The organism is Halopseudomonas sp. (assembly GCF_041579695.1).
In the GTDB taxonomy this organism is placed as follows: Bacteria; Pseudomonadota; Gammaproteobacteria; order Pseudomonadales; family Pseudomonadaceae; genus Halopseudomonas.
Window position 1 is genome coordinate 20,907 of the sequence record NZ_JBFGFI010000023.1, and the last position, 18,264, is coordinate 39,170.

Annotated in this window: 13 protein-coding genes; 7 read left to right on the top strand and 6 right to left on the bottom strand. The window is 59.0% G+C overall.

Annotated features, from left to right (window positions below; translation table 11 throughout):
- Positions 1 to 75 precede the first annotated feature (75 nt).
- From ABYA88_RS07115 to ABYA88_RS07125, 3 genes are all read left to right on the top strand, one after another.
- Positions 76 to 1,353: an ATP-binding protein gene (locus ABYA88_RS07115; RefSeq protein WP_373186313.1), complete on the top strand. Its 1,278-nt coding sequence runs from the start codon at positions 76 to 78 to the stop codon at positions 1,351 to 1,353.
- Positions 1,343 to 1,897 carry a response regulator transcription factor gene (locus ABYA88_RS07120; protein WP_373186315.1) on the top strand — a complete coding sequence of 185 codons (555 nt, stop codon included), beginning with the start codon at positions 1,343 to 1,345 and terminating at the stop codon, positions 1,895 to 1,897. The genes ABYA88_RS07115 and ABYA88_RS07120 overlap by 11 nt, the downstream gene beginning before the upstream one ends.
- 72 nt (positions 1,898 to 1,969) lie before the next feature.
- Complete coding sequence (locus ABYA88_RS07125; protein ID WP_373186317.1) at positions 1,970 to 2,992, top strand: Leu/Phe/Val dehydrogenase; 1,023 nt, start codon at positions 1,970 to 1,972, stop codon at positions 2,990 to 2,992.
- A gap of 14 nt (positions 2,993 to 3,006) precedes the next feature.
- Here the strand turns inward: ABYA88_RS07125 and ABYA88_RS07130 are convergent, their stop codons facing one another.
- Genes ABYA88_RS07130 through ABYA88_RS07145 form a run of 4 tightly spaced genes read right to left on the bottom strand, consistent with a single transcriptional unit; the run spans position 3,007 to position 6,771 of the window.
- On the bottom strand, positions 3,007 to 3,831 hold the full coding sequence (locus ABYA88_RS07130; RefSeq protein WP_373186318.1) for an SDR family oxidoreductase: 825 nt from the start codon (positions 3,829 to 3,831) through the stop codon (positions 3,007 to 3,009).
- Positions 3,832 to 3,856: 25 nt separating this feature from the next.
- On the bottom strand, positions 3,857 to 4,321 hold the full coding sequence (locus ABYA88_RS07135) for a hypothetical protein (RefSeq protein ID WP_373186319.1): 465 nt from the start codon (positions 4,319 to 4,321) through the stop codon (positions 3,857 to 3,859).
- A 49-nt stretch (positions 4,322 to 4,370) separates the two neighbouring features.
- Positions 4,371 to 5,165: a TatD family hydrolase gene (locus ABYA88_RS07140; RefSeq protein WP_373186320.1), complete on the bottom strand. Its 795-nt coding sequence runs from the start codon at positions 5,163 to 5,165 to the stop codon at positions 4,371 to 4,373.
- Positions 5,166 to 5,187: 22 nt separating this feature from the next.
- On the bottom strand, positions 5,188 to 6,771 hold the full coding sequence (locus ABYA88_RS07145; RefSeq protein WP_373186322.1) for a peptide chain release factor 3: 1,584 nt from the start codon (positions 6,769 to 6,771) through the stop codon (positions 5,188 to 5,190).
- A 381-nt stretch (positions 6,772 to 7,152) separates the two neighbouring features.
- On the opposite strand from ABYA88_RS07145, the gene ABYA88_RS07150 reads away from it, so the two are divergent.
- Positions 7,153 to 8,412 (top strand): alginate export family protein, encoded by a 1,260-nt coding sequence (locus tag ABYA88_RS07150; RefSeq protein WP_373186323.1) that lies wholly within the window; start codon positions 7,153 to 7,155, stop codon positions 8,410 to 8,412.
- A 12-nt stretch (positions 8,413 to 8,424) separates the two neighbouring features.
- Here the strand turns inward: ABYA88_RS07150 and glpD are convergent, their stop codons facing one another.
- Positions 8,425 to 9,957, bottom strand: a complete 1,533-nt coding sequence (glpD, locus tag ABYA88_RS07155) for a glycerol-3-phosphate dehydrogenase (RefSeq protein WP_373186324.1) — start codon at positions 9,955 to 9,957, stop codon at positions 8,425 to 8,427.
- 491 nt (positions 9,958 to 10,448) lie between these two features.
- Here glpD and ABYA88_RS07160 point away from each other — a divergent pair, with 491 nt between their 5' ends.
- The 3 genes from ABYA88_RS07160 to ABYA88_RS07170 all read left to right on the top strand — a co-directional run bounded on the left by ABYA88_RS07160 (position 10,449) and on the right by ABYA88_RS07170 (position 13,780).
- The gene (locus tag ABYA88_RS07160) at positions 10,449 to 11,792 is read left to right on the top strand and encodes a CmpA/NrtA family ABC transporter substrate-binding protein (RefSeq protein WP_373186329.1); all 1,344 of its coding nucleotides are present in this window, start codon (positions 10,449 to 10,451) and stop codon (positions 11,790 to 11,792) included.
- A 71-nt stretch (positions 11,793 to 11,863) separates the two neighbouring features.
- Entirely contained in the window at positions 11,864 to 12,880 is a 1,017-nt protein-coding gene (locus tag ABYA88_RS07165; RefSeq protein ID WP_373186325.1) for an ABC transporter permease, read from the top strand.
- A gap of 108 nt (positions 12,881 to 12,988) precedes the next feature.
- Positions 12,989 to 13,780: an ABC transporter ATP-binding protein gene (locus ABYA88_RS07170; protein WP_373186330.1), complete on the top strand. Its 792-nt coding sequence runs from the start codon at positions 12,989 to 12,991 to the stop codon at positions 13,778 to 13,780.
- Between the two features lie 4 nt (positions 13,781 to 13,784).
- On the opposite strand, the gene ABYA88_RS07175 is transcribed toward ABYA88_RS07170, so the two are convergent.
- Positions 13,785 to 17,720 (bottom strand): DUF1631 family protein, encoded by a 3,936-nt coding sequence (locus tag ABYA88_RS07175; RefSeq protein WP_373186326.1) that lies wholly within the window; start codon positions 17,718 to 17,720, stop codon positions 13,785 to 13,787.
- Positions 17,721 to 18,264: the final 544 nt, after the last annotated feature.

The window sequence follows — 18,264 nt, forward strand, 5'->3', positions numbered from 1 at the left end:
GCATCTCCGGCGCCCCCCGCTGGTTTGGTGAACGACCTATACTTGGAGGCTTTCCCTTTGGCGCGACGGGCTTTCATGGGCTTCAATATCCTGGCGTTATCGCCTACCCGGCAAAATCTCTGGCGGCTCATTCTGATTCGTCTGCTGGTTCTGCTGGCGCAAAGCATATCGGTGATGGGGGCCTACGTGAGTGGCTGGTTCCCGCTACCCTGGACCGCGTTGCTGCTCACCCTGGGTGTGTCTGCGGTGGTCAGCATACTGACACTGCTGCGCCTGTCACGCCGTTGGCCGGTGACCGACATGGAATATGGGATACAGCTGGCTTTCGACGTACTGGTGCACAGCGTGCTGTTGTATTTCTCCGGCGGGCCTACAAACCCGTTCGTTTCCTACTATCTGGTCCCACTGACCATTGCCGCGGCAACGTTGCCGTGGTTTTACACAGCCTGTCTCGCTGCGCTTTCGGTTTTCGCCTACAGCCTGTTACTGCTGTGGTACGAGCCGCTGCAGGCGTTCGAATTCACCATCGGGCGCGGAGTCATCAATCTGCACATGATTGGCATGTGGCTGAACCTGGCGATGAGCGCAGGGTTGATCACCTTTTTCGTGGTGCGTATGGCCGCTGCACTGCGCCAGCACGCGGAGCGACTGGCAGAAAAACGCGAACAGGGCATTCGTGATGCGCAACTGCTGGGTATCGCCAGCGTCGCCGCCGGAGCTGCCCATGAGCTGTCAACGCCATTGTCGACCATGAGCGTGTTGCTGAAAGACCTGCGTAGTGACTACCACGAGCCGCAGCTGCAGGAGGATCTGGCCCTGTTGCAGGAGCAGGTGAGCCTGTGCAAGGACAGTCTGCAGCAGATGGTGCGCCGCGCCGAGCACAGTCCGAGCCTGCCGGTGCAGGTCGAGCCGGTGGATGTCTGGCTGCGAACGCTGCTGGCGCGCTGGCAACTGATGCGGCCGGAAGCCTCCTGGCAGTTGCTGCCACTGCCGTCGGGTGAGGTGCCGCGAATCAAGGCAAGCCCAGAGGTGGGGCAGGCCATGCTCAATTTGTTGAATAACGCTGTCGATGCCTGTCCGGATGATATAACCATTACGCTGGAATGGGATCACAGGCGGTTGCGCCTGCTAATCCGCGATCATGGGCCGGGCGTGCCTCTGCATATTGCCGAACAGATAGGGACGGCGTTTGTTACCACCAAGGGCAAGAAGGGTTTTGGTCTCGGCCTTTTTCTCAGTCACGCAGCGGTCGAACGGATGGGTGGAAGCGTCAAGTTATTCAATCAGGACACCGGCGGCACGCTGACCGAGGTTCTTTTGCCGGTGGTATGGGAGAAAGAGCATGAAAGATGAAACAGAGCAGGAAGAGCAGCCCCTGCTGCTGCTGGTGGATGACGACCCCACCTTTACCCGCGTTCTGGCCCGGGCACTGACCCGGCGCGGTTTGCGGGTCAACGCGGCTGGCGACGCCGAGGAAGCAATGCAGTTGGCCAGGCAGGAACAGCCGGATTTTGCGGTGCTTGATCTGAAGATGGAGGGTGACTCTGGCCTGGTGCTGCTGCCACGGCTGCTCGAGCTCTATCCGGACCTGCGGGTGGTCATTCTGACCGGTTATTCCAGTATTGCCACGGCAGTGGAAGCAATCAAGCGCGGGGCCTGCAACTACCTTTGCAAGCCGGCCGACGCAGATGATGTGCTGACCGCATTGCTGTCGGAGCAAGCCGATCCAGAGTCGCTGATGGCTGAGCATCCGATGTCGGTAGATCGGCTGCAATGGGAGCATATCCAGCGCATCCTGGCCGAGCACGAGGGCAATATTTCAGCGACAGCGCGGGCACTGGGTATGCACCGGCGCACGTTGCAGCGCAAGCTGCAGAAGCGCCCGGTACGACGCTGAGCGTCAGGATTGGGAATTTTGCGGATTAGCGTATAGGGTAATGATCAGGCTTACCGGAAACAGGCGATACCCATGTTTGCAGCAATGCGGTCCGACAAGATGCAGGCGCTTCATCTGTTCAGCGATGAGGCGACCGGCCTTGAGGCAATTGTAGCCATCCACAACACCCGACTTGGGCCGGCGCTCGGCGGTTGTCGATACATGCCCTACGCCAGCACCGAGGCGGCGTGCGCGGACGCGATACGGCTTGCCCGCGGAATGAGCTACAAGGCGGCCCTGGCCGGGCTCGAGCAGGGCGGCGGCAAGGCTGTGATCATTCGCCCGCCCCACGTATCGAACCGGGCAGCGCTGTTCGAGGCATTCGGCCGCTGCATCGAATCACTGCGCGGCGGTTACATTACCGCGGTCGACAGCGGCACCAGCAGCGAGGACATGGACTGCATTGCCCAGCATACCGGCCATGTAACCAGCACCAGTGAGGCCGGCGACCCGTCGCCGCATACGGCGCTGGGTGTGCTGATGGGCATCAAGTCCGCGGTACGTGTCCAGCTCGGGCAGGAAGGGTTGTCCGGCGTGCGAGTCATGCTGCAGGGGCTGGGCAACGTGGGTTACGCGCTCGCTGAAATGCTGGTTGCCGAGGGTGCGGATCTGTTGGTGGCCGATCTTGATGCGGGCAAAGTACGCCTGGCAGTGGATGACCTGGGCGCCCGTCCGGTCGCGACCGAGGCGGTATTCGAGTCACCCTGCGATATTTTCGCGCCCTGTGGTCTGGGCGGGGTGCTGGCGCCCGCCAGTATCGCCCAGCTGCGTTGCGCCGCAGTAGCCGGTGCGGCGAACAACCAGCTGATCAACCGCGACGCGGCCGATCTGCTGGATGCGCGCGGTATCCTTTATGCGCCGGATTACGTGATCAATGCCGGCGGGTTACTGCACGTGGCACTGACCCATCGTGGCGTGGCGCCCGGCGAAATTGCCGCGCGGGTTCGCCGGATCGGTGAGCGGCTTGACAGCATATTCGCCCAGAGCGTCGCCGAGGGTCGCTCGCCGGCAGAGATTGCTGATCATCAGGCGGAAGCGATTATCTACGGCGACTGATACTTGTCGCCGGCTCAGCTCTTGTCCAGGCCGAAACGCTTGCGTAACTGGGCGTCGAGGATCGAAGTCGGCAGCCAGCGCTTCAAGCGCACCATGCTGCGGCTGCTGGTGCCGATCAGGGCAACCTCGGGCCGCAGCGGGTTCTTGATGTAGCCCATCAGTTCCCGGGAGAAGTCGGCCGCGGAAGTGGACGTCGACTTCTGCGATGCCTTGGCTCTTGCCTGTACTGCCTTTTCCCATGGCTTGAACCAGGAATCTTCGGCGATGGTGATCGCGGCGCTGGCATTATTGCCGAAATCCGAGGCGATTGCCCCCGGCATGACCGTGAGCACTTTGATGCCGAATGGCGCCAGCTCGAGTCGCATCGCATCGGAAATCGCATGCAGTGCGGCTTTCGACGCACAGTAAACACCCGAGAAAGGCGTAGTGGTCACCCCCGACACGCTGCCGATGTTGACGATCAGCGCCTTGCTTTCGCGCAGCAGATCACCCACCGCGCGGACCATTTCCACCGGTGCGAAAACGTTGGTGTCGAACTGTTTCAGCAGGGTGGCACGGTCGGCATCCAGAATGGGCCCCATGGCGCCATAGCCGGCGTTGTTTACCAGTAGGTCGAGACGGCCTGCTTCCGTGCGCAGGCGCTCTGCACAGGCAAGCACCTGGGATGCGTCATTTACGTCGAGCTTCATTGCCATTGCGCCGCGCGCAACCAGAGCATCGAGGCTTTGCGAATCGCGGGCGGTCGCCCAGACCTGATAGCCTTCATCCAGACATACATTGGCCAACGCCTGGCCAATGCCGCTGGAACAGCCGGTAATCAATGCAACGGGTTGGGTCATGGTATAAGGCCTTTATTGTTATCTATTAGTCGTGAAATTCGGCGCTAGGGTCCGCCGCGTGGTAGCTCAAGTCCGGCGCGCGATAGCCGCTGCGTACGGGCGGCGCCGAAAAGCAGCGCTGCCAGCGCTCCCCCGGCTCCAGTGGCTCACCAACACGGTAGGTTTCACCGGCCACGCTGGTGTTGAGCAGATTCCTTTGTTGTCCTGCCTGGGTCGCATGCAGCTGCCATTGTATGTTGCTGGCAGTCAGCCCGCTGCGATTGTCGATGACCACGCGCAGGGGTTTGCCAAACTCGCAGCCCTTGGGCTGGTAGTCGATGCTGATGTGTAGTTGCTCCAGGTGCCGGTCGTTCTGCCATTGCCGGATGCCAACAAAGGCCGCGAGCAATAGCGCCAGGGCCAGCACCACGCCGCTTGCCGGAAGCATGACGCGAGGGTAGCGCAACAAAAGAATCAGCCAGACGAGCAGCAGAACTATGCCCAGGGGCATGCGCTTCTCCTTCGCAGTTTTGAAGAATGACTTTACCAGACCTGCCGCTTCAGCACACCGCAGTCGGGTCCCAGCCGAACAATTCACAGCTGTTATGCAGGCAGGCGCGGGCTAGGGTCTCGGGCGCTTCGTCGCGCAGTTCGGCGAGAATGGTGCAGATCCGCGGCAGGTTTGCGGGGGTGTTACGCTGCCCGGGCTGAAATGCCGGCGCCATGTCGGGCGAATCGGTTTCCAGTACCAGGCTATCGATGGGTAATTGGGCTATTACCCGATGCATGCGCCTGGCCTGGGGCCAGGTGGCGGCGCCGCCAAGGCCCAGCTTGAAGCCCAGGCGAATGTATTCCCGGGCCTCTTCCAGACTGCCGGAAAAGGCATGCACGATGCCGGCGCGCCTCAGCTTCAGCTGCTTCAGTAGCGCGATTGTCGGGGCATGGGCGCGGCGTACATGCAGCAGCGCCGGCAGCTCGAAATCGGCGGCCAGTTCCAGCTGCGCCTGGAGTAGCTGGTGCTGGCGTTCGCGGTCCAGCCCGGGAACAAAGTAGTCCAGGCCAATTTCACCCACGGCGCAGCATTTGGGATGTCGGGCCAGGCGGGCGAGCCAATCGCGCAGCGCTGCAAGATCTTCAGTGTGATGCGCCTGGAGATACATCGGATGCATGCCGAATGCGGCGTGCAGACAGGGCGTCTGTTCTGCCAGATCCCAGACCCGTTGCCAGTTCGTGCGATCTACCCCCAGCACGATCACGCGATCTACCCCGAGGTGTCGTGATTGCGCCAGTACCGCCTGCCTGTCGGCATCAAAGTCCGGAAAGTCCAGATGGGTATGGGTGTCTATATAATTCATGGCTTAGTGCCGGAAAATTAAGTCAGTGATGCTCTCGGGTCGCGAGGAAGCGGATGTCTGGCCAACGTTCCTCGGTCAGGTTCAGGTTGACTCTGGTCGGCGCGAGATAGGTCAGGTGTCCGCCACCGTCGATGGCCAGGTTTTCCATCGCCTTGTTGCTGAATTCCTCCAGCTTCTTCTTGTTGTCCGACTCGACCCAGCGTGCCGACCAGACATTAACCGGCTCATAGATGCACTCGACCTTGTATTCTTCCTTCAGGCGGCTGGCGACCACATCAAACTGCAGCACACCGACAGCGCCGAGGATGATGTCGTTGCTGCGCTCGGGGAAAAATACCTGGGTCGCGCCTTCCTCGGCCAGTTCCTGCAGGCCCTGACGCAGTTGCTTGGACTTGAGCGGGTCCTTCAGGCGCACTCGGCGAAACAGTTCCGGCGCGAAATGCGGAATGCCGGTAAAGCCCAGGTTCTCGCCTTGACTGAATGTATCGCCGATCTGGATGGTGCCGTGGTTGTGCAGGCCAATGATGTCCCCGGCCCACGCCTCCTCCAGGTGCTCGCGTTCGGCAGCAAAGAAGGTCAGGGCGTCGGGCACCCGCAGCTCCTTCCCGGTGCGCACATGGTGCAACTTCATGCCCTTCTCGTACTGACCCGAACAGATGCGCATGAAGGCGATGCGGTCACGGTGCTTGGGGTCCATGTTCGCCTGGATCTTGAATACGAAGCCAGTGAAGCTATCTTCTACCGGGGCCACCGTGCGCTCGTTGGCCGCACGTGGCAGTGGCGCCGGAGCCCAGTCGACGATCGCATCGAGCACCTGGTCTACACCGAAATTGCCAAGTGCCGTGCCGAAGAATACCGGCGTCATCTTGCCATCCAGGAATGCCTGCTGATCAAATGCGTGGCAGGCACCCTGCACCAGTTCCAGCTCTTCGACGAAGCTGTCGTAGAGATCGTCGAGATGCGCGCGGGCTTCATCCGAATCGAGCTTGCTGATCACCTTGGTGACCGTGCGCTCATGGCCGTGGCCAGTCTCATAGACGATGATCTGATCCTGGGCCAGGTGATAGACGCCCTTGAAATCGCGATAACAGCCAATCGGCCAGGTAATCGGCGCGGCCTTGATATCGAGTACTGATTCGATCTCGTCGAGTAGCTCGATCGGGTCGCGAATGTCACGGTCGAGTTTGTTCACAAAGCTGACGATCGGCGTGTCGCGTAACCGGCATACGTCCATCAGTGCGATGGTCCGCGGCTCCACACCCTTGCCGCCGTCGAGCACCATCAGTGCCGAGTCGACTGCGGTCAGGGTGCGGTAGGTATCTTCGGAAAAGTCTTCGTGGCCGGGGGTATCCAGCAGGTTGATCATGCAGTCGCGATAGGGGAACTGCATCACCGAGGTGCTGACTGAAATACCCCGTTGCTTTTCCATCGCCATCCAGTCCGAGGTGGCATGCCGGTCGGATTTGCGCGCCTTTACCGTGCCCGCGACGTTGATCGCCTGCCCCATCAGCAGCAACCGCTCGGTGATGGTGGTCTTGCCCGCGTCGGGGTGGGAGATGATCGCGAATGTTCGGCGTTTGGCGACTTCGGCGGCGTTGTTGCTCATTGATAACCTTGAGGATTGGCTGGGTATTGAATATGACCGCTGATTATACCCCATAAGCCCTGCCGACCTCATGCTCCGCCAGAGGTTCTGGAGATACATCGAGGACCGTATGCTGTGCACTTGCTGTGCGGATTGCGTTTACCTTGCACCTGGTTAAGGCACTGCATGCCTGGCGCTGACATATTTCTGAAATTAATTCTTAACAAAAACAGCCTGCTGGGATAGTTGGTACAACTATTGCTGGTAGCGCAGTCGAGGCAAGCCGGGTACTCCGGCACTCATTCGATCAATTGGGCAAAGGCGTCCACCGGTATATCCATCTAATGGCTATATCTGTGGACGCTTTTTTTTGCGCGTTATTTACCATTGGGGGAAGCCAGAATGAACAGCACGACCTTCGGCAATGCAGGCAGTCAAACACAGGGACAAGCGGGGGCGAATGGCTGGGTAAAAGCCGTTATCGCCGGAATGCTGCTGGTCGGTTGTGGTAGCGCCGGTGCGCAGGGTACATCGCTGGGTGAGGCAATCGCGTCAGGTAAGGCAGGTCTGGACCTGCGCTACCGCTACGAGTGGGTGGAGCAGGACAATCCGAGCAGAGATGCGAACGCTTCGACGCTGCGCACGCGGCTCAATTATGCCACTGGTACTTTCTCCGGTCTTGCCGCGTTCATCGAGTTCGATGACATTCGTGTGATCGGTTCGGAACGCTATAACAACGGCACGCGGTTGCCCAGCGCGGAAACGCAGTATTCGGTGGTCGCCGACCCCGAGGATACCGAAGTCAATCAGCTGTTTCTGAGTTACTCGGGCTGGTCCAACAACCTGTTCAAGCTCGGACGTCAACGGATCATCTACGATAATGCCCGCTTTATCGGTAACGTCGGTTGGCGGCAGAACGAGCAGACCTACGATGCCTTTAGTCTGGTCAACAGTGCGCTGGCCGATACGCAACTGAGTTACGCCTATATCGACAAGGTCAATCGTATTTTTGGTGACGACTCACCGATAGGCGAGTTCGACATGCAGTCGCATTTGCTGAACCTGGGCTACAGCGGCTGGGAGCGGGGCAAGCTGAGCGTCTATGGTTACTTCCTCGAGTTTGTCGATACGCCGGCGGCCTCAAACCGTACCCTGGGCGCACGCTTTGCAGGGGAAGCGCCGATGGGCGCAGCTACACGCCTGCTGTATGCGTTCGAGTATGCCAGGCAGGATGATTACCAGGGCGGGACTTCGACCATCGACGCCGACTACTATCTGCTGGAGCTGGGTGCAGCAGCGGGCGCTATTTCGGGTCGGGTCGGACACGAGGTGCTCGGAGTCGATGGCAGTGCCTTCAGTACGCCCCTTGCCACCGGACATGCCTTCAACGGTTGGGCGGACGTGTTTCTCGCCACGCCAGCCGACGGCCTCAGGGACACTTATCTGAAGCTGTCCGGCACTGTGGCCGGGACCGGACTGGCGGCGGCCTATCATGATTTTTCAGCCGACCGCGGCAGCGACCACTACGGATCCGAGGTCAATCTGCAGGCAACACGCAGCTTTGGCCGGGTCAACATGCTCGCCAAGTATGCACGCTATCGTGCAGACGACTTTGCTGTTGATACCAGCAAGTTCTGGCTCATGGCCCAGGTGGCTTTCTAATCCGCTAGGAGATCAGACCGGGCAGGGCGATCTGCCTGGTTGTTCTGCCAGTGCCTGTTGAATGCACTCGGCCAGCGCAGCGTTATCGATCTGCTTCAAATGCAGGCCGAGCTTGGTGCGACGCCAGAGAATATCCTCCGCTGTCATTGCCCATTCGTGCGCGACCAGGTATTGCACCTCACGGGCATACAGACCCGCGCCGAAGTTCTCGCCCAGGTCCGCCAGGCGGGAGCAGCCGTGAAGCAGCTCCCGGGCAAGGGTGCCGTAGGTACGCGCCCAGCGCGCGATCAGCTGCTCTGGCAGCCAGGGGAAATGTTGGTTCAGATCCGCCTTCAGGTCGGCTTGATTGGAGAAGTTGCCGCCTGGCAGGGCTGCAGTGCGGGTCCATGCTGGACCGGCCTGCGGGAAGAAATCGGTCAGGCTCTCAACGGCCGCTTCGGAGAGTTTGCGATAGGTGGTGATCTTGCCGCCGAAAACCGACAGAAGCGGCGCACTGCTCGGCTGTATATCGAGTTCGAAGCTGTAATCGCGCGAGGCTTTCTGGGCGGTGGCGGATTCGTCGTCCATCAGCGGCCTCACACCGGAAAAATCCCAGACGATGTCTTCCGCGTTTATCTGTTGGTTGAAGTGGTCATTGACCACCTCCAGCAGGTAGGTGGTTTCCTCTGCCGAAATACTGACAATCGATGGATCGCCACGGTAATCCACGTCAGTGGTGCCGATCAGCGAGAAGTCGTCCTCGTAGGGGATCACAAAAACGATGCGGCTGTCCTCGTTTTGCAGGATGTAAGCCTGCTCGCCGATATCCATACGCGGCACCACAATATGGCTGCCCTTGACCATGCGTATCTGCCTGGGCGCGGGCTGCTGCAATGCATCAATGAACAGGCTGCTGACCCAGGGCCCTGCGGCATTGATCAACGCACGGCAGCGATGTTCGCTGGTCTGTCCGCTGAGCTGATCCTGAAGCGTCACGTGCCACAGGTCGGCAACGCGTTCGGCGCGGATGCAGCGGCTGCGTGTGCGTATTTTGGCGCCACTCTGCTGCGCGGCAGTAGCGCAGAGAACCACCAGCCGGGCGTCGTCTACCCAGCCATCAGAGTACTCAAAACCGCGATCGATGCTGCTCACCAGCGGGCTGCCGGCACCAAAGCGGACACCCCTGGAAGCAGGCAGAAGCTCGCGCTTGGCCAGGTGGTCATAGAGAAACAGGCCGATGCGAATCATCCATGCCGGGCGCAGATGCGGTCGGTGCGGCAAGCGGAAGCGCAGTGGCCACATGATGTGGGGCGCATTGCGCAGCAGCGACTCGCGCTCGGCCAGGGCCTCGCGTACCAGGCGGAACTCGTAGAATTCCAGATAGCGTAGCCCCCCGTGGATCAGCTTGCTGCTACGTGATGAGGTGGCCGAGCCCAGATCGCTCATTTCGCAGAGCAGCACCTTCAGGCCGCGACCGGCTGCATCCATGGCAATACCGCTGCCATTGACACCGCCGCCTATGACAATGATGTCTTCAATCTCCTGCTCTGGTTGAAATGCTGTCATCGAACGAATCCGGGTGTCTGAAGTGAAGTGTCTTGCAATAGTACACATCTAACCGCGTTGCAGGCATATGCAAGTGCGACGGCGTTCATTGGTGTGTTGCAACGCAATACGGTCGCACATAAGGGGTGCATGACCTGTGGTTCTGCACCGCGGCAAGGCGCTGAGGCGGCAGCCGCAGGGCGACAAGTTTTATTTTTTATAACGAAATCATAAGCCTGTGATTCCTGGCACAACCATTGCTGAGTGTGTGTTCAGGCAGCGTTAGCTTTAGCGCTCCACAGCTTTCTCTCAGTTTTCGGGCAAAGGCGTCCACCGACATGATCCATCGAGGTCATTGTCGTGGGCGCTTTTTTTATGCGCGTGATTCGCGCCTGGCAACAGAAGCAATAAGGCCTTTGCCCGGGATATTCAATCAAAGGGGACCGATCATGAAACGTTTCACACTGAGTCATATTTCGCGTAGTGCCGGGATCAAGGCTAGCCGGTTTTGCATGGGCGCCGGCCTGATTGTCGGCTTCGGCCTGTTCGCATCCGGCGCCGCCCAGGCGCAGGGCGCCCTGGAAAAGGAGGATTTGAAATTCGGTTTCATCAAGCTGACCGACATGGCTCCCTTGGCAATCGCCTATGAAAAAGGCTACTTCGAGGACGAGGGGCTGTATGTGACGCTGGAAGCCCAGGCGAACTGGAAGGTGCTGCTCGACCGCGTCATCGACGGTTCTCTCGACGGAGCCCACATGCTGGCCGGCCAGCCGTTGGGCGCGACCATTGGTTTCGGTACCGAGGCGCATATTGTCACCGCGTTTTCCATGGACCTGAATGGCAATGCGATTACTGTTTCCAATGATGTGTGGGAAAAAATGAAACCGCACATCCCCCACGAGAACGGCAAGCCGGTGCACCCGATTACCGCCGATGCCCTCAAGCCTGTGGTGACTGAATACCGCGACCAGGGCAACCCGTTCAAGATGGGTATGGTATTTCCGGTCTCCACGCATAATTACGAGCTGCGCTACTGGCTTGCCGCCGCCGGCCTGCATCCGGGCTACTACGCACCGCACAAGGGTGACAGTTCCGGTCAAATCAATGCTGACGTGCTGCTGTCGGTGACGCCGCCCCCGCAGATGCCGGCAACGATGGAGGCCGGCACGATACATGGTTATTGCGTAGGTGAACCCTGGAACCAGCAAGCAGTGGCGATGGGTATTGGTGTGCCAGTGGTAACCAATTATCAGATCTGGAAAAACAACCCTGAGAAGGTGTTTGGTGTAAACAGTGAGTGGGCCGAGGAGAACCCCAACACCCACATTGCTGTGGTCAAGGCGCTGATTCGTGCGGCGAAATGGCTGGATGAAAACGACAATGCGAATCGCAAGGAAGCGGTGGAAATTCTGTCGCGCTCCTATTACGTAGGCGCTGACGAAGAGGTCATCGCTAACTCGATGACTGGCACCTTCGAATACGAGAAGGGCGACAAGCGGGCCGTGCCGGACTTCAATGTGTTCTTCCGCCACCACGCTACCTATCCGTTCTACTCCGATGCGATCTGGTTCCTGACTCAGATGCGCCGCTGGGGGCAGATTCCCGAGGGCAAGCCGGACAGCTGGTACATGGATACCGCGAAGAAGGTTTACCGCCCGGAGATCTATGCCCAGGCTGCCAATGCGCTGATCGCCGAGGGGAAAATGCAGGCCTCGGAGTTTCCCGATTTTGCCAGCGAAGATGGCATGCGCGACAGCGCCAGCCAGTTTATCGACGGAATTCCCTACGACGGCAATAAGCCCAATGCTTATCTGGAAAGCCTGGAGATGGGGCTCAAGGGTAACGAGTCTATCTGATCCTACTTCTCGGGCTCGCCCCTTGAGGGCGAGCCAGACCTTCAATTCAAATGCTACAGGCAGGATATGTCATGAGCAGAATCATTCATTACATGGAAATGACCGGCTTTAACTGGTTGGTGCCGGTGGTCCGTCTGGCCAAGGGCGAGAACCGCCGGGAGCAGGCACTGGATCTGTTCAATCAGGTCGGACTGCCGCTGATTGCCATTGGTATTTTTCTCCTGCTCTGGGCGGGTGGTGCCTCTCAGGTCAAGACCAGTCTGGGCGAATTGCCCGGTCCTGTTCAGGTCTGGGAACAGGCTGGCAATCTGTACGATGATCATCTGCGCGAGCGCGAGCGCGGTGAGGCATTTCTCGAGCGCCAGCGTATACGTAATGAGGAGCGTCTGGCGGCGAATCCCGATGCCGAGGTCCGCTGGCGTGAGTACACCGGCAAGGCCACCTTTATTGACCAGATATTTACCAGCCTGAAAACCGTGTTTGCCGGCTTCATTGTCGCCAGCCTGATTGCGATACCGATCGGCGTGGCTTGTGGCCTGAGCCAGAAGCTGTACCACGCGATCAGTCCATTGGTGCAGATTCTCAAGCCGGTCTCACCGCTGGCTTGGCTGCCGATCGTCACCATGGTGGTCAGTGCAGTGTACGTGTCGGACGATCCGTTCTTTCAGAAGTCGTTTATCACCTCGGCAGTCACGGTCACGCTGTGCTCTTTATGGCCGACCCTGATCAATACCGCCGTAGCCGTAGGTTCGATTGACCGCGACTGGATCAATGTCGGCAAGGTGATCCGCCTGCCCTTGTCGAAGCAGGTGTTCAAGATTGCCATCCCGGCAGCCCTGCCGATGATCTTTACCGGTCTGCGAATCTCGCTGGGTATCGGCTGGATGGTGCTGATTGCCGCTGAGATGCTGGCGCAGAATCCCGGGCTGGGCAAGTTCATCTGGGATGAATTCCAGAACGGCAGTTCCGACTCACTCGGCCGCATCATGGTCGCAGTTCTGACGATCGGTTTTATCGGCTTCCTGCTCGACTGGCTGATGGTGACTCTGCAGAAATGTCTTTCCCATGACAAACAGGCCGGCCAGTGAACCGCCACCAAGATAATGAGGTGACCTATGTCAGTGATACAAATGATTCGTGAAATGAGCCCTGCGCCCTCCGTCGACCAGACGCCACCCCCTAGCGAGCGCAGCAATATGAGTTTTCTCGAGCTGAGCGGCGTATCGATTGATTTTCCGACGCGTGGTGGCGTGTTCCGCGCCCTGGATAACGTTAATCTGAAAATCGCCAAAGGTGAGTTCGTGTCGGTGATCGGTCACTCGGGCTGTGGTAAGTCAACGGTGCTGAATATCGTTGCCGGGCTTAGCCAGGCTACCGAAGGCGGCGCCATCCTGCAGGGGCGCGAGGTTAACCAGCCGGGCCCGGACCGGGCAGTGGTATTTCAGAATCATGCATTGCTGCCCTGGTTGACCTGCTACCAGAATATCGAACTGGCGGTGAAGGAGATCTTCAAGGGTCGCAAGAACCGAAAGGAGATGCGTGAGTGGATCGAGCACAACCTGCGCCTGGTGCATATGGATCATGCGATGCACAAGTATCCGTCAGAGATTTCCGGCGGCATGAAGCAGCGGATCGGTATTGCCCGGGCGCTGGCAATGGAACCGATACTGCTGCTGATGGATGAGCCCTTTGGCGCCCTGGATGCCCTGACCCGCGCGCATCTGCAGGATTCCGTGATGGCGATTCAGGCCGAACTGAAAAATACGGTGCTGATGGTCACCCATGATGTCGATGAGGCGGTTTTGCTGTCGGACAAGATCGTGATGATGACCAACGGCCCGGCAGCGCGCATAGGTGAAGTACTGGATATTCAGCTGGAACGCCCGCGCGAGCGTCTCAGCCTGGCTGGTGACGCGCGGTATAACCAGTACCGCGCGGAAGTACTCCGGTTCCTGTACGAGCGCCAGCGGCGACCCGAGGAGGCCTGAGGGTTCAGGTGACTAATGGTCCGGTGCTCGGGTGACCGAGGACCAGATGGTCGAGCAGAATTGGCACCCCGTGTACATGGCCCTGGGCGTAGTCGACGCCGATCCCGGTGACGCTGGCAAGGATTTCAGGGTCGGAAACATATTCGGCGATCACCTTTTTGTTCAGATAGTGGCCCATTTCGGTAATCGAGCGTACCAGGGCGAAATCGACATCGCTGTTGGTAATATCCCGGATGAAGGAGCCATCAATCTTGATGAAATCGACCGGTAGTCGCTTCAGATATGAATATGACGACTGGCCTGCGCCAAAATCATCCAGCGAGAACCGACAGCCGATGCTACGCATCTCGGTGATGAAGTCGGCTGCATCTTCAAGATTATTGACAGCTGTGGTCTCGGTAATTTCGAAAATGAGCTTGTCACGTGGCACCTGATAACGCACAAGCGCGTCAAAGATGAAATCCAGAAAGGTTTCATCGTTCATTGAATGGCCCGAAAGATTGATCGAAAAACCGCCCGAAAGTCCGAGCTGCTCGGGGTGCGCCATCATCCAGCGCAGTACCCTCTCGATTACCCAGCGATCGACCGCGCCCATCCGGTTGTAATCTTCGGCGGCCTTGATGAATTCGGCAGGCGGCATATGCTCGCCGTCGTCATCAATTATTGTCAGCAGTATTTCGTAATGGGGCAGGTGACTGGCTGCAGTGTCCAGCGGCGCAATCATCTGACAGCGCAGCTTCAGATTGTCCTCGTCCAGCGCTCGGTTGATGCGTGTTACCCAAGTCATGGCTTCGTCGAGTTCCTCGAGGCGCTCGTCGCCGGGCAGAACGATCTGGATATCCTTGGAACCGGCACGTTTGGATATTTCCGTCGCGGCCTCGACCGAGCGCAACAACTCCATTATCTTCTGATTGCGGTGATCGAAGCCGAGCATAGCGACAGCAGTCTGGATGACGAAGCTGTGTTCGTTCTCCACAAAGCGGTTGTCTTCTATTGCAGCCTTGAGTTCGACCGCCAGACGATAACCGGGCTTTTCCGAGAGCACAGGCAGCAGCAACGCAAACTGGTCGGCACCTACCCGACTGATCACCGCAGCGCTCTCGGCCGTGGTTTCTGCCTCCGCTACTTCCTTGACTGTAGCCCGGATGCGATCGGCGGTTTCAAGCAGAAAGCGGTCGCCTGCTTCATAACCACAGGTATTGTTGATTACCTTGAATTGACGGATGTCGATAAAGATCAGCGTGTATTGCGCGCTGTTCTCGCTGGCGTCGGCGACACATTGCGCCAGACAGCGGGAGAATTCTTTACGCGTCAGCAGTCCGGTCAACTGATCGTGGGATGAATCATAAGCCAGCTTGTCGTACATTTTCTGGATCAGTGCATCCAGACCCTGGTCCACGGCGGGCAGAGCCGCTTCGTGCACCCGTTCCAGAGTGCCGTCGCGCAACTGCTCGGCTACCTGAGTCAGGGTGAACGCAAGGCTGCGGGTACCTTGACGATTGGCGAAGGTGAACTGGCTGGCGTCATCGGCTTTCCACAGTAGCTGCAACAGCTTTGGCTGCTGCGTATCAGAGCTTGATTCAAACCACTGTAAGACCTCAAGCGCGCGGGCGCGCTTGAGCCAGCGCAGTAGGTTCTTGTCGGTCTCGGTCTGGATCGCCAGGCGCGCCGCCAGGCTATCGCTATCAAAGTCGGCTCCGGTGTACTGCACCATCGGCGTGGTATCAGTAATACCGGTTTGCATTAGCTGGCGCAGGGCCCCCACTATTCTTTCCCACGAGCCCGAATCCTCCGAAACTCGCGATAAGCCTTGGCTTACCATGACAAGCAGTTCTTCGACCGCGCGGGGCTGGCGGTTACCCATATTGCGTTCGGGCTGCAGATGCCAGAGCAGTTCGCGCAGCACGCTGAGGGTGCCTGACCACTGCCGACTTTTGATTCCGTGACGCAGAAAGGCCAGACGCATCAGTTCCTTCCAGCCGCGCTCTACCACCTCGATCAACGCCTGTGGCATCGCGCGGTCAAATAGCCGGGTCAGCTCGCGCTCGACGCATCGGGTGGCCTGGATAAGACGCTGCTGACCCTCGGATATTTCGCGGATGCGCTGGCGGTTGCGCTCGATAATTCGTTGCTCCCGTGCCACCAGCTCGTCCAGGCTGGGTAGTGCCTGGGCGAACCCCTGTACGTCGTCCTCGCTGGCTAAAATGCTGCGGATGGTTTCGCGCACCGGATGGAGGTTGGCATTCAGGTTGATGCTGTCCTGATCCACTAGTACGGCCAGTTGGTTCATTGCCTGCCTTGCGGGATGGCTGGGCGCGTTGAAGGACTCCGGGTCGGTAAGCATAATGCGCAGCAGCGGCAGCTGAAGACTGCGCAATTCGGCATGCAGGCCCTCGGCGACCCGCTCGGTTTGCGCGATGCCCTGAAACAGCCCCTCGACCATCTCTACCGCATCCTCCTCCTGTGCATTCAACATGAAGTCGGGCGGGCTGGCTTCGACAATCTGCTGCTTCAGGGACCAGGCAGTGGGCGCATCGGGCGTCTCGACGATACGGTTCTTTATCTGGCTGAGGGTCTTCAAGGTGGCAGCCGAGCTGGTGTTCCTGGGGGGCAGCCCAACCGGGCTGGCCGCGCGTGATGTTTCTTCAAAACCGTTGGCGTTGCCGCGCTGGCGTTGCCACGACACCATCTGACTGGCCGTACTGTATGCATTGGTCACTGGCGGCTGGGCAGCTGCACTGCCATTAACCGCTGCCGGCCGGACCGGTGGTGCTGCGGCCGACGCGCCAGGTGGAGAGCTGGCTGGAGCGATGGGAGCGGCCAGCAGCTCGGGGTTGGCGGCGGGTTGGGGCTGGGCCTGCGAGCTGGGTGCATTGTGCACAGTTTCATGGCCCGAAGCCCCGGCGCCGGCCTGACTGCCCAGATACTCGCTCACGTTCAGGTCGGGTAACACCTGGGCGGCAGTGAAAATCTGATTCAGTTCTCGGTAGACTTCCGGCAGTTTGCCCAGCAGGGCGGTCTGCATGACCCGAAACGCTGTTTCCAGCGCCGGGTTCTTCAGCCCGAGCGGTCGGATCACCTCGAAAAAGGTGTGGCATAGCGCCGCTGGCGAAAACGGGTTGAACAGGCGCTTGACCGGTTTGCCCGAAAATGCGGCATCTATCCGCAATTGCAACTCGATCAGATCGTCACGCGTTTCTGCCTCGGCCCTTGACACGGCAACCCGCACGACGAGCCAGTCTTCGAAGTCATCCTTGTCCACCAACTCCAGAGTTTTGCTTGCAGCCGGCTTGCGCATGACTTGTTGTTTGGAACCTTGCTGGCCCTGCGCAAGATCCAGGATTGCTTCACTGATCCGGTTTACCGTGGCCAATAGCACGCGAGGGCGCTGTTTGCGCATCAGCGCCACGGCGTCGAAAAACGGCTGCTGCGCCGCTTGGTTTTTCTGGCGGTCAGTCTCGACGACCAGCGCGGTATCAAGCTGGTCGAAGTAGGCGAGCAACCGATCTTCGAGAAAAAGCAGAAACGCGTTGTTCGCAGCGCTGGCCAGACGTTCCTTCATGGCACGGTCCAGAGTACGTCCTGATGCCGCTCCAGACTGTTTGGCGGCTGTGGATGAGCGCTGGCGCGCACGCTCGGCGGCCTGCTGAAAAGCCCGGTAGTGACTGCTCTGGGGTTTGCTCAGACGTAGCCCGGCGCCCTGATCGGTAAGTCGTACCAGCTGCACCTCCATGCTGACGCTGCGTTCGGGCAGGGACATCAGCAGGCTCCCGGTCAGCCCATCAGGGCTGGCGCGCAGCTGTGCCAGCGCCTGGTCACCAAGACCGGCAAGCACTCCGGTCTGGCTGAAGTCGCGGATCACACAGGGATACTGATTGGTGAGTAGGCGTAACTGCGCATTGAATTCGGAGGCCATTCTTGGCCAGGTTCTCTTTTCCATGACTACACCCGAAGTGGACTACGTACATGAATCCAGTCTAATGTCGATTGTGGCAATTAGCTGGGCAAAGATGTACAGATTGTGTTGGTCTATCTTGTCGCGCTTTTCTCTTTACATAATAGCATTTGGCTATTCAACATTTCGGTTCGGCATTGGATTCTTGCTGCAACTGGTCTGAGAGTTTCTGTTCTTTGGGTCAAAGTGCGTAAATGGTCGTGGCCTGCTCGAGTACATGGGCTATCGCTCGGCTGCTGTGTGTTGCTGGGCATGATGCGTCTATACAAGGCGCTGGATTACCTCGAGTACGATACGTTTATGTTGAGCCGGTAACGGGTCAGCATGGTGACAGTGTAACCAACGGCAAGGTCAAAATGGATTCCCGCCTTCGCGGGAATGACGAGGAGGTTGAAACGTCATCCTCGCGAAGGCGGGGATCCATTCTCGGGTGCGGCTACGCAGGAGCCTTACCCAAGCCCGGACCGCTAGACCGTCAGATACTGCTGCACCAGCTCGTCGCTCAGCTCCGCAATCGGCCCGTCCGCCA